Annotated in this window: 15 protein-coding genes; 13 read left to right on the forward strand and 2 right to left on the reverse strand. The window is 40.9% G+C overall.

Annotation, left to right across the window (positions count from 1 at the left end):
- Positions 1 to 266 precede the first annotated feature (266 nt).
- The 7 genes from HMPREF0083_RS26630 to HMPREF0083_RS21970 all read left to right on the forward strand — a co-directional run bounded on the left by HMPREF0083_RS26630 (position 267) and on the right by HMPREF0083_RS21970 (position 4374).
- Positions 267 to 1319, forward strand: a complete 1053-nt coding sequence (locus tag HMPREF0083_RS26630; protein ID WP_051354756.1) for a hypothetical protein — start codon at positions 267 to 269, stop codon at positions 1317 to 1319.
- A gap of 65 nt (positions 1320 to 1384) precedes the next feature.
- The gene (locus HMPREF0083_RS21960) at positions 1385 to 2032 is read left to right on the forward strand and encodes an EAL domain-containing protein (protein ID WP_040304445.1); all 648 of its coding nucleotides are present in this window, start codon (positions 1385 to 1387) and stop codon (positions 2030 to 2032) included.
- A gap of 23 nt (positions 2033 to 2055) precedes the next feature.
- A complete protein-coding gene (locus tag HMPREF0083_RS28385; RefSeq protein WP_021624038.1) occupies positions 2056 to 2274 on the forward strand; it encodes a hypothetical protein in 219 nt (72 codons plus the stop codon).
- A 247-nt stretch (positions 2275 to 2521) separates the two neighbouring features.
- Positions 2522 to 2974 carry a hypothetical protein gene (locus tag HMPREF0083_RS21965; RefSeq protein WP_021624039.1) on the forward strand — a complete coding sequence of 151 codons (453 nt, stop codon included), beginning with the start codon at positions 2522 to 2524 and terminating at the stop codon, positions 2972 to 2974.
- 347 nt (positions 2975 to 3321) lie between these two features.
- Positions 3322 to 3447 carry a hypothetical protein gene (locus HMPREF0083_RS29850; protein ID WP_021624040.1) on the forward strand — a complete coding sequence of 42 codons (126 nt, stop codon included), beginning with the start codon at positions 3322 to 3324 and terminating at the stop codon, positions 3445 to 3447.
- Positions 3448 to 3839: 392 nt separating this feature from the next.
- Positions 3840 to 3989, forward strand: coding sequence for a hypothetical protein (locus tag HMPREF0083_RS28390; protein WP_021624041.1), 150 nt, complete (start codon positions 3840 to 3842; stop codon positions 3987 to 3989).
- Positions 3961 to 4374: a type II toxin-antitoxin system PemK/MazF family toxin gene (locus HMPREF0083_RS21970; RefSeq protein ID WP_021624042.1), complete on the forward strand. Its 414-nt coding sequence runs from the start codon at positions 3961 to 3963 to the stop codon at positions 4372 to 4374. Before HMPREF0083_RS28390 ends, HMPREF0083_RS21970 begins: the two co-directional genes overlap by 29 nt.
- A 223-nt stretch (positions 4375 to 4597) precedes the next feature.
- On the opposite strand, the gene HMPREF0083_RS21975 is transcribed toward HMPREF0083_RS21970, so the two are convergent.
- Entirely contained in the window at positions 4598 to 4831 is a 234-nt protein-coding gene (locus HMPREF0083_RS21975) for a helix-turn-helix domain-containing protein (protein WP_021624044.1), read from the reverse strand.
- Positions 4832 to 4975: 144 nt separating this feature from the next.
- Between HMPREF0083_RS21975 and HMPREF0083_RS21980 the strand changes: the two genes are divergently transcribed.
- The 3 genes from HMPREF0083_RS21980 to HMPREF0083_RS21990 are packed head-to-tail and all read left to right on the forward strand — an operon-like array spanning position 4976 to position 8236.
- On the forward strand, positions 4976 to 5164 hold the full coding sequence (locus HMPREF0083_RS21980) for a hypothetical protein (RefSeq protein ID WP_040304447.1): 189 nt from the start codon (positions 4976 to 4978) through the stop codon (positions 5162 to 5164).
- 10 nt (positions 5165 to 5174) lie between these two features.
- Positions 5175 to 5642 carry a hypothetical protein gene (locus HMPREF0083_RS21985; RefSeq protein ID WP_021624046.1) on the forward strand — a complete coding sequence of 156 codons (468 nt, stop codon included), beginning with the start codon at positions 5175 to 5177 and terminating at the stop codon, positions 5640 to 5642.
- Complete coding sequence (locus HMPREF0083_RS21990) at positions 5642 to 8236, forward strand: hypothetical protein (protein WP_021624047.1); 2595 nt, start codon at positions 5642 to 5644, stop codon at positions 8234 to 8236. Before HMPREF0083_RS21985 ends, HMPREF0083_RS21990 begins: the two co-directional genes overlap by 1 nt.
- A 15-nt stretch (positions 8237 to 8251) precedes the next feature.
- Here the strand turns inward: HMPREF0083_RS21990 and HMPREF0083_RS21995 are convergent, their stop codons facing one another.
- The gene (locus HMPREF0083_RS21995; RefSeq protein WP_051354757.1) at positions 8252 to 8809 is read right to left on the reverse strand and encodes a MerR family transcriptional regulator; all 558 of its coding nucleotides are present in this window, start codon (positions 8807 to 8809) and stop codon (positions 8252 to 8254) included.
- A 251-nt stretch (positions 8810 to 9060) separates the two neighbouring features.
- Here HMPREF0083_RS21995 and HMPREF0083_RS22000 point away from each other — a divergent pair, with 251 nt between their 5' ends.
- From HMPREF0083_RS22000 to HMPREF0083_RS28850, 3 genes are all read left to right on the forward strand, one after another.
- Positions 9061 to 9444: a hypothetical protein gene (locus HMPREF0083_RS22000; protein ID WP_021624049.1), complete on the forward strand. Its 384-nt coding sequence runs from the start codon at positions 9061 to 9063 to the stop codon at positions 9442 to 9444.
- Positions 9444 to 10796 carry an FtsZ/tubulin family protein gene (locus tag HMPREF0083_RS22005; protein ID WP_021624050.1) on the forward strand — a complete coding sequence of 451 codons (1353 nt, stop codon included), beginning with the start codon at positions 9444 to 9446 and terminating at the stop codon, positions 10794 to 10796. Before HMPREF0083_RS22000 ends, HMPREF0083_RS22005 begins: the two co-directional genes overlap by 1 nt.
- 422 nt (positions 10797 to 11218) lie before the next feature.
- The coding region (locus HMPREF0083_RS28850; RefSeq protein ID WP_040304451.1) for a hypothetical protein at positions 11219 to 11687 on the forward strand (469 nt) is incomplete at its 3' end.

The raw sequence follows: 11687 nt of genomic DNA on the forward strand, positions 1-11687 counted from the left end.
CAAAATGCTTCAGTGCAGATAAAAATAAGCAAAATACCTTGGAAAAACGTCTAAAATAGCCGATTTGGCAGCCACAAGCATCATTTTCAGCCAAAACGTAGTAAATTTTTCACTATTTTAGATGTTTTATACAGGGTATTTTTTATTTTCCTGTAAATATCAAGGGGAAAGAGGGGATGGAAATGAGCTGAAATACGTAGTTTGGTAAATAATGACTTAGTACAACGTAATATCGCCATTTTGTTTATTTTAAGGAGGGACAAAAATTGTTAAAAAACCCTGTGTATCTTCTATTTTGTAGTTTATTAATGCTTGTCTCGATTTTCATTTCCCCCCCTGGGAAAGTAAGTGCTGGCTCGTTAGATACTGGCGCAACATGGTCGTCTGTTAACCTAAGCTACAAGAAGACAACAGATACGAATGTTTCGCTCCAAGTAGATATAAACGTAAACGCCAGAAACGGGTACGCCGGAACTCATTCCTTACAATATGGAAGGATTAATTTGTTAGACACTTCAGGTAATAAATTATGGTCTACTCAAGAGTTTCGTCTAGAAGCTTATGGAACTGATAGGGATACTGGACATGATAGTAAAACTTTCAGTCTCGATCTTACTCCGTTTCCAAATGGAACATATACACTTCAACTGACTGGTACATTAAGGAGTGAGGCGGGTTCTTCGAACGATGTTGATGACAAAATAGGGATCACAATCGATAAACCAATCACAGCAACTCTGACGCCTGAGCAAGCCAAACAGCTGAAAGATGCTTCACAAAATGCTTCTTTAGCGAAGGATTATGCCTGGAATTCGTGGCAAGCAACCCTCAATCTCGACCGAAAAATTGACACAGTTGAGAATAACTTGAAAAATGCCTTCGATAGTCGTCTAAGTACAGTGGAAAATAATCTCAGAAATGACATTTCGAACTTAAATTCAGACCTAACAAATAAGTTGGCCAACATTAACACCAGCATCTCAAACCTACAAAATTTTGTTACACCAACACTTACAAAAGTGTCCGGATACAACAAAGCCACGGCCACGAAAGATAGTACGTTTAAAGTATCGCTTGAATACAGTGCAGCCAATGAATATCGGTATAACATCGATGGAAGCGGCTGGAGTACATGGACGAGCTTAGATTCGCACGACAACAACGGTTATTTCACAATAGGCGGAATTAGCGGGAATGGTGTTCATACGGTGGTGGTAGAAATTCGCCAGGCGACAACAAGTACTGATCCACAGACAAAGGCACCGGTGACAACCTACTCTCCTGCAGCTAAAGGAAAATACTCTTTCTTCAAACTTTAATATTTAAGGGACAGATGTCTTTCTGTCCCCCTTTCTATAAACTAACAGGGATGGAGGACAGACGTTTGCAATTGCATACTGTATTTCAGCCGATTGTTCATTTGCATACAAACGAGGTTATTGGATTTGAAGCACTGCTGCGTTCCTCCGTGGCACCGGTACAGCTTTTCAAGCAAGCAGAAAAGAAAGGGGTTCTTTCTCGATTAGACCAGTATGCGAGATACTTAGCACTCCAATCATATCAACGTCCAGAGAAGCTATTTATAAACTGCCACCCCTTGGCGTTAGAACAAGGGATATCTATTGATGTTCACCGGTATTCACATATCACTCCGGAACAAATTGTATTAGAGATTACGGAACAAAATTTTTTTAATATTGGGAAAGTAAGGGCGCAGGTTCATGAATTTCGAGAATTGGGGATGAAACTGGCACTTGATGATTTTGGCCACGGCTTCACGAATCTATCGCTCATCGAATTCCTGGAGCCTGATTATCTTAAACTAGACAAAATAATGCTTAGAAATATTCATAACAACAAAGGCTACCAGCTGCTGAATGGCATCAGGAAGCTTGCAGAAGAAGTTGGCATTACAATTATCGCGGAAGGGATCGAGACGAGGCAGCAGCGTGATATTGTACGAAGTTGTGGGATTGGCCTAGGTCAAGGATGGTATTACGGCCAACCGGCGGCATTGCCTGCGCTCACCTGACGTTAAGTGAGGTGTAGTATGAGATGAGAAAAAAAGAATACCTGGTACAATCCCCCCGACTAAGTGGCCCTTGTACGGTACGTGAATTAAAAGTAGAATACGAAGTCATTAAAGAACGGGAGGCTCCAACTTGCCCAGCGTGTGGTGATGATACTCATTACATTCTTACATGGGAGGAAGATAGAGGCCATTGCAGATGCTGTGGGTATAGAACGGATGCCTCCCCTACTCTGCTGCAGTAGATCGAGTGGAGAACGATATCGAAATAGGGTGTTTAGATCAAAATCCAGAAGTATATTAATACTACGCAGAAAAATAATAAAAAATATTTCTTGTATATAAGCGGATTATGCCATCTGACATGTTCTTGTATTAGGGTTCAGCTAAGAAATTATTTACTTTCCACCTAATAGAAAGTGGACATTGATTAACAAGGATCAAAGGAAATGACCTCCTTCTGTCGAATAAGTGGACGGGAGGGATATATCTATGAAACAAGAACCTAATTGGCAGCCGATCTATAACCTACCCTTGATTACTGATATGATCGACGGTCAACTTGCGGAGGCTATCGATCAACATAAAAACTTATTAGAGGCTCAAAGTAAACCACATGTATTAGATGGCTACATAGTACGACGGATAATTCGTGTGTATACTGATCAGCTTGAATTTGTACCAATATATCAAAAGCAACTCGAAAAGTGGCAAGAGGAAACGCGTTTAACAGCGGAACAACAAAGCGAAATTAAACGACTACAAAAACAAGTAGAGCAATGGAAGCAAGTTTTAACCGATATTTTAGATTTGGCAAACAAACTAAAAGAGGGAACCATCGAAAAAGTAATGGCAAAAAGTGATTTGGAATTGGGTATACAAAGTCTAAAAAAAAATGGATCGATGACAGAAGGGGGCGAAATCGCTCCCTTTATTTTGTTCTAAAACCGAACAAGGATTCATTCCCTCTACTCTAGGATGTTTTTGCCCATCCCCCCGAAAAGGTTTATTATGAAAACTCCTCCTATTTTGCTTTTACTTGGAGATCATGTGACGGATTCGAACAGGAACCCTGTTACCAGAACGCATCACAAACCAATAAAAAATCCTCTGAAGCATTTTCACCAGAGGATTTTTTATCGTAGTCTCCCATCGATTGCTGCATAAGAATAAAATAGATGATTGTGGCCACTTCGTTATATCAACAAGCAGTTACATTAGGTTATCATGCGATTTCATTCTTACAACCCATCCATAGTTGAAAGGACATCTTAAACAAAGGAGAGGTATGTATGAAAAAATTAAATCGTGTGGTTGGTGCAGCTATATTCGTTGGAGTGTTTTATTACTGGGGGATATATGCGGGGGTTTTCTTAAGCCTCTTGGTATTGACAGTAGCTCTCCTTAGCAAAGATTAGTTCTAAAATTTAATACAGCTGCATATGCTGTAGCGTGTAGCGCGAAGCGTCAGCAAGCGTGAGCGCAACAGCTCCATTGGGAACAATCTGCCCTTCTTCCAAAACCGGAGGAAGGGCCTTATTTGGCCTTATTTCATTTGAAAAAAGACATGATATGTCATGAAATCTTGGTTCAGTAAAGAGCCTATCGAGTTAAATCACAAGATATAAATACGTTTCAGCTACTTTACAATGCGCCAACCTCGTGTTTTTTATCAAGTTCCTATATTTTATGTAAACGTATAATAATTTTAAAATTAAGGGGTAATAAACATATATCAAGGGGAACATGTAGATATACAAACTCCCCGTTAACTGATATAATATCCCTAAGAAGAAAGGAGTGATTTTCTATGATTAAAAATCATAAGAAAGTCGCAGATAAACAAGGGCTCGAAAACGAAGAGACAAAAACACCAGGAGTATTAGTTGGCCCAGCATTTGATTTCTTGTTCGAAGGGGAAAATAACGAATATGAGCGGGAGTACGAAGACTACATTTGAACCTGGTTTTGAGCCTAAGGATCTTCTCAAACAAGGGCATGTATGGGTTGCTCCAGTATGGAATCATACAGAGGGAAAATATACACCACGCCCTATTGTAGTTGTCGGAAACGACAAAGCCAATGATAAAATCGGACTCATCATAAATTTTGTTACAAAACAAGGTGCTAGAAATGAATTTGATGTACCGATTAATTACTGGAAAGAGGCTGGATTAAACTGTCCTTCTTGGGTAAGAACTGCTAAACCAACAACAATCTTAAAGTCAGACTTACGACTTGATCCAGTTAATCGTGATGGTATAGTAAAACCCAAAGGCTACATAGGAAAACTTCACAATGATGATTTACAAGATGTACTTACAGCATGTAGAGACATCTTTTAACGCCAGAAGAAGTCTAGTCAAGACTTCTTTTTTATTTTTGCATGATTTTATCATTTTTTCTTGAAAGTAGTTCTAAAATCCGATGTATCTTCATATGCTGTAGCGTGTAGTGCAAAGCGTCAGCAAGCGTGAGCGCAACAGCTCCATTGGGAACAGTCTGCCCTTCTTCCAAAACTGGGGGAAGGGCCTTATTTTATTTAAAAAGACATGATATGTCATGGTATCACATCTCCCAAAAGTCAGTATAATCAACGTTTTTGTCATACTTCCGAAGAAATTTAATGATTTTTGTTGCGTTCTTCATCGTCGGCGCATTTTGATTGTCGCTACAAAGCCGACTGATGGTTCCCCGACTTAGCCCTGTACCCTCTTCCACCTTTTTTTGAGCAATACCACACCGATCCAGGTACTTACCAAACTTTGAACGCTTTTTTCCTATTCCAAACCATCCAGTCATAATGGCCAACCCTCCTTTACATTCATAGTGTCCATAACGTCAATTTTTTAAACCCTTGCACAAAAAATTGACATAGTGTACAAGCATTCCTGGATATTCTTATACCAGTACACAACATCACATGATATGTCAGGAGGAGAGACAGTGGCGACGATGAAAAATAAGCCCGTTAGCTTCAACATTGAAAATCCTACAGATCGTCAACTATTGGAACACGCGAATGCACAAGGTAATTTTTCTGGCTATATTAAACGACTAATGCGAAACGAGCTGAATCGGCAACGTACAGTGAGTACGACGACTCAAGGCGGATTGAAAATTACCGTAAAGTAAAGGAGGATTCATGATGATTGTACGAATAAACGGGATTACTTTAGCCATGAATTCGACCACACCCATCTATACTGAGGATGCACCAGCAGTTTCTTTTCAGATAAATACCAAACTGAAGCGATTGGCGTTAACTCTCTGGTCATTTTCTGGCGTTCTTCTAACCGGTGGCCACGCATCAGCAGCTGGCATGGATTCCGTTCTCAAAGTATGGAACGCTTTCTCCCCCTTTTTCGGCACCGTACAGGGGTTTGCTATGGTTACAGGCACAATCGGGATATTGGCCGGACTTATCATTCTCGGATTTAAGCGTCACTTTGGAAAAATGACTATCTTCACATCAGGCATAATCATCATCGGAACGGCACTCGTACCAGCCATGGTCCTACTCATTTTTTTCCTTGGCACAATCATGAACGACGCGATTGCTGAAGCTATTAGTGGTCTTTCGGCAACTCCTGCAGCGGGGGTGCGAAAATAATGATTGTCGGCAAAAGTCTTCCAGATGGAAAATATACATTACGCGTCCAGATTAGCCCACAGAAGCCTCTTGAGCAAAAACAAAGGTTAGCCTACCCAAATGTCTTTTCGTCTGAAATTGAGCCGATTATGGCCGTTACAATAGCATCTGAAACAGCTCTTGCACCTACTCCCCCTACGTTACCCTATAGAACCTTTCAAATTATTCCCCATACCAATGTTAAAAATGAGCGAGTGGACCAATTTGCAGATGTAATAGCAGGGAGCTTCCAGCAACTTTTTTCCCGATTTCGTGGATGGCAGCTGCGCGATCCGGATCGTATCTTTCACGAAACCGTGCTCACAGCTACCTCATACGAAACATTTATCACTACAAATACGGAGTATTTTGATACAGTTCAGCAACATGCTCAAATGATTTGGAAGCATGTTACCCTTCAAGAAAAGAACGTTCATTTTCCCACTGCAGCAGACGGAAACCTGGTAGCATATGACATGAAACTCAAATACCCTTCTTTTCTCTCACTCCGAACAGACCGGCGACTACAGGAAATTCCCCTTGGAGAGATACTAGAAATTGCACGAGCCATGCAGGATGGTGATCGATGTATTATTCAGTTTGGATTTCAGGCAGCCGAAAGTGTATGGACCAAAGAAACAGAACGCGCTCGAAGGGATTTCGAACGACGGCCACCTTATGAATGGCGAGACCGATACTACAGCCAGGCAACGGAAATGAAACCAAGCTACTTCGGCTATGAATTTGTCCTGCGTATCCTAGTTGTCTCGGATGATTACCGACGCCGGCAACGGATCGCACGCGGTATTCTCCTGGCTCTCAAGCAGCTGAAGCAAGATAACGAGCTGGTCGAGAGGAAAGTTCCTCGGTACCGGTTACGGCGCTGGATCGAGGACATGGCCAAACGTAAGCTGCGATCTCCCCTACTCTTTGGGGAACCAAGCATTTTAACATCACCTGAAATCGCCCATTTTGTTAAGCTGCCCCAACGATCGCTTCAAGAGCAAGCAAATATTATTACAACGATTAATAGCCGAGAGGTATCCATACCAACAGAATTGACACAGAACGTCCCCGGTGTACGCCTTGGCTGGGTCACAGAACGAGGCACCAAGAAGCTGGCACGTATTCCCCTGGACGCCTATGAGGGCGTTTCTCAAAAGTCCGTGTATGACGCCCTTTGTACAGCAACATTCGCCCAGGGTATGCAGGGAAGCGGGAAATCTGAAGGATTCGGCGTCAATTGGGCCTATGATATGGTCATGGCTGGCTTTTCCTCGATCCTTATTGATACGGCTGACGGCCAGGTACTGCGTAACTTTGTTAATAGCTTGCCAGTGGACTATCCGGAGGAAAAATTACACCTTCTAAACCTTGATAATAAAGCCTGGCCACTCGCTCTCGGTTGGGATTGTGTATATGGACGTTCCTTTACTGGGGCAAATGAGGATGAGGAATTAGCAGCACTTGAAATATCCGAAAAAATCACTTCCCGTTTTATCGGATTTATCAATAGCTTGAGTAAAACCGGGGAATTCACGGACCGGATGAAGCAATATGTCATCTCTTGCATGCGTGCGATTACGACACAGCATAACTGGTCTTTCTTGGACCTTGAGCTTGCCCTCACCTCCCCTGGATACCGTGAAGAACTACTTACCCGGAAAGAGGTTCGTAACATGCCGGATGTACTTCGAGACTTACGACAACTACAAAGCAAAGCAGCTGAAGGAAAAGACAGTAGCATCATCGATCCTATTCTTTCTCGCTTGCGTATCCTTTCTTCCACACAGTTCATGGCCAATCTCTTTTACCAAGAGCCAAAACGGGACACAACCGGAAAACCTATGCTCAATCTTAGGTACATTATGGATAATCCAGAAGGTGGTTATGGGCACGTTGTGTGCATTTTGGCCAGTCATGATGCCTGGCAAGAGAACCAGGCAACCATTCTGTCGTTCTTTGAAGATAAAATCAATTTCAATGCCTTTTCCCGCATCGATACGGACCAGGCAAACAGGAAACCTGTACTGAAATGGATCGATGAACCCCATAAGGTCATCCGAGCCATTGAAGGTAAGTTGGCCGGGACATCAGTGGAGTTCAGAAAATATCGGGTAAAGAACCTCTTCACCGGCCACTCAATTGATCAGATGGGCGCAGCAGCTGACGCACTCCTAGATGGCGGCGCACAAATCACCAGTTTTAAAACCAAACGCCTTAGTGAGCTTTCTCGGTTCGCTCACGCATTCGCTCCCTATGAGGATGCAAAAGAATTGTACGATTCCCTACCCGAAAAATGGAGAGCTATCAATTCAGTACGTCTGCCTAGCGGGAAAACATGTCCTGCGTTTATTGCTGATATGGTTCCCCCTCCCCCATTTGTAAAGGACCGATCCCATGTATGGCAACAATGTGCAGAACGGTACGGTCGATATTGGAAGGACGTTCGAGACACCATCCACCACAAACGAACTTTCTATCAACTTCGGGACCACGAATGGAAACTAGCAAAAGATGAGGCTGCACGAACAGCAAAAAACAGAGAACGAAAAGAAAAAAAGGAAGGCGCATGATTTGCCCTTCCTTTATCAATTCCAGAATTTCCACCACTTCTTGTTGGGGTTTTCTTCCTCCTTTGCAGCCTCAATTCGTTTTGTTTCTTGTAGTTCACGTATAGTTTTCATTAGTATTTCATCACGACTCTTAATACTCTCATCAATATATTGTTGCTGTTTATCCAGCTTTTCAACAAGTGCTCTATTAAATTTTTCTTGTTGTTCTAGCATGTTATGAATTTCTTTCATATTACTGCGTATTTCCTTTAATTCATTGGCTAGTAATTCTTCAGCAGCTGGTGACGGCCTTGGTACAAACTCTTTTCCACCCGTCATTAGATAATGCTCTATTTGTTTAATAGAATAACCATTTTTCCTATGTAGTTCTTTAATGGTTTGAATCACATTAATAGCTTGTTCATTAAAAAGGTTATATCCTGCATCACTTTTTTCCAAAGGAATATATGTTTTGAACTCTTTTAGCCAATTCCTAACTACATGAACAGACTCATCCACTAAACTGGCAACTTCCTTCACCGTTAGCAAAGGTGCACCCTGCTTTTTATCATGTTGATTTTCACTTTCACTCAAGTTATTACTCACCTCCTGTTTCAAGGTTTTTATTTATATTAATTTAACTCACCCCTCATTAAACGTGTTAGTTTTTATTTTTACTAAAGTTTGTATCAATGGTACAAACATAGATAAAAATTAACCAAATATAAATATTGCCAATTCCTTATTATTCATGTATAGTTATATTATGTTACATAATAAAACATAAACAAACATTAAGTAACTATAACATAATTAAACTTTATATAACGTAAGGGGGCAAGCCTTTGTTTGAAGAAAAAATAACTACATTTGATGAAAACATCGTTGCTTATATTTGCGAGAAAGTCATTAAGGATGCCATGCTTTTGGATGTTCTATACTTAATAGCTCGTTCAAAAGATGGAATTTCAAAAATTGATATCTTACGTGAGTATCAAACGGCTTGTAACGTAAAACTAAGTTCACAAAAATATCGTTTTGCCATCGATGAAGCTATTGCTAAAATGGTTGGCACCACATTTATTAGTTCATATCGAGAAGGTACATCAGAGAAGTATTTTCTAACAGACAATGGGGTAAAGGCTGTTGATTATATGGGGGATTTCCTTGAAAAAAACTCTGAGTTATTAAGGGCTTGCCGAATTATGCCAAAGGGGGGAAATGAATAATGTTAACCATTGATAATGTATGGCAATTAGAGAATTTTGTTAAACAAAAAGGAGCAACCATTGGTACAAAGCTTGGTTTTGTTGGACTAGGGCAAGGTGGAGGGAAAATTGTTGATGCATTTGCAGGTATTCGGAACGCAAATGGAAACGCCCAATATCCAGTATTATGTATCAACACGAATATGGGGGATATTCAAAACCTTCAAAATGTTGATAGAGCGAATCGTCTACAACTAAAAGGCGAAGAGTTTGAAAAGGGGGCTGGTATGGACCCTGCAAAAGGTAAAAAGGCTATGGCAGCCAATGGAGAAATCGTATTCGAAACGCTCAATCGTGTGATGCACAACACGGAAGCTATTGTTGTTGTAGCATCACTGGGTGGCGGTACTGGTACTGGCTCTATCAATATGGTCATTGATGTCTGCGCTGATTACTTAGGTAAACCCGTTATGGCTATTGTGAGCCTACCAAATTCGCATGTTGATGAAAATGTAAATGCTTTCGAGGCATTAAAAGAATTAGTGCCTAAATTAGAAGAATATCGAGAAGATGGAGAAGGTAACTCATATCGTGTTCTGGAAAACATCGTAATCCTGGATAACAAAAAAATTATTGAAGAACATATCGAGGCTGTAGAGCAGGGGAGTACAGAGGTTGCTAATCTCTCTTGGGATCGTTACTCAAACTACAAAGTGGCTTCCATCCTACATGAATGGAACGTTGTTACCACATTAGAAAGTGATAAAACATTAGATGCGGAAGACTTTAAGAACAAACTACTGTTCACAGGTGGTGTGCTCACGTTTGCTAAGAAGAAAATCAACCTGCAAAGCGGAGACCTGAAAAGCGAAAACGACCTAATCAATGAGATCGTGGCTACATATCGAGAAAGAAATGTGTTGGCCAATGGATTCGACTATAAAAACGATGCAATTGCATTCGGTATTAATATTGTTATGCCGAAAAACACAGAAAAGTTATTGAACAAGGACACGCTAGAAAAAATTAATCGCCAACTGCAGGAAGAGCTAGAAGGAGTACCGGTGTATTATGGCCGTTCCACATGGGATAGTAAACATGCATTAGTATACACAATTTGTAGCTTACGAGGATTGCCAGAAAGAGCTAAGAACTTAAAACAGGAGTCAGAGGAACTACTGGCAAAGCAAAAAGAGAGAGAAGCCCGTCAGTCTGGATTCGCTATAGATGGGGATTTAAGTAGCCGTCAAGAACGTACTAGTACACGAGTAAGAACAGGGCGAGCTGCTGCACCAGCAAATCCATTCGCTACGACTGAAGAAAAACAAGTAGAGACAAAATCAGCGAAGAAGTTTAATCCTTTTAAAGAGTAAATCTTGAATAGGCTGTCCATAAAAGACAGCCTATTACATATTATCAAAGAATAGTTCTTGCTTAGAAGAGAATCAAATAGACAATCTTTAGTTTTTTTGCTATCATTTACTCAACCAAATACGAACGGAATGTAAAAAAGCCAACAGGATTATCATCGGGGCTCCTACCTCCCGATAATTCTGAACCACCGACCCAACCGGTGATCAGGCATTTAATGCAATCCGTTGACTTTTTATTACTGTATTAGATATATGTCTGTAGTGTATCATTTATATGGGCATATTTCAAGCTATCGTAATAATATTCACGTTAGTTTTTATACAGGATAAATATCAACGGTCAATTCTCTTTGACGCATTAGAAAACCTGTCACCTTTATCGGTACAGGTTTTTTGCGTTCTAAGAGAATGGAGGCATTGCAGTGATTCATCGTGATTTTTGCAATCCGGAATATACAAAAGAATACAGTGCGCTACGTATGCAATTTAACTTTTTGCTGTCCCGTTATAGTTGTCGGGATGGGTTTGTGGCTCTCTCTATGAGAGAAATGGCCGACAAGCTTTCTTGCTCGTTACAGAGCATTTATAAGTTTGTTCGGAAAGGGCTACGTGAAGGGAGCCTAGCATTACATAACAATCGCCTGTATTTGTTACGTCGCGTGAATCATGAAAACTATACAGAAGGATATGTAAAACACTTTCCATTTCTAGAGTCAGAGAGTTTCCAGAAGATGAGCCTACACTCGCAGCGTTTTGTCCTTTATGCTCTGTGGAGTGGTGTTCACACAGGACGTCATCTGAAGCGTGCACTTTCGGATCTGTACCATTCTACGAAAGACTATGAGGGGAAACTAAATATCTATACGAAAAAAGAGCTGAAAGCGGCGCTGG

Origin of the sequence: Aneurinibacillus aneurinilyticus ATCC 12856, assembly GCF_000466385.1 — a bacterium.
GTDB lineage: Bacteria > Bacillota > Bacilli > Aneurinibacillales > Aneurinibacillaceae > Aneurinibacillus > Aneurinibacillus aneurinilyticus.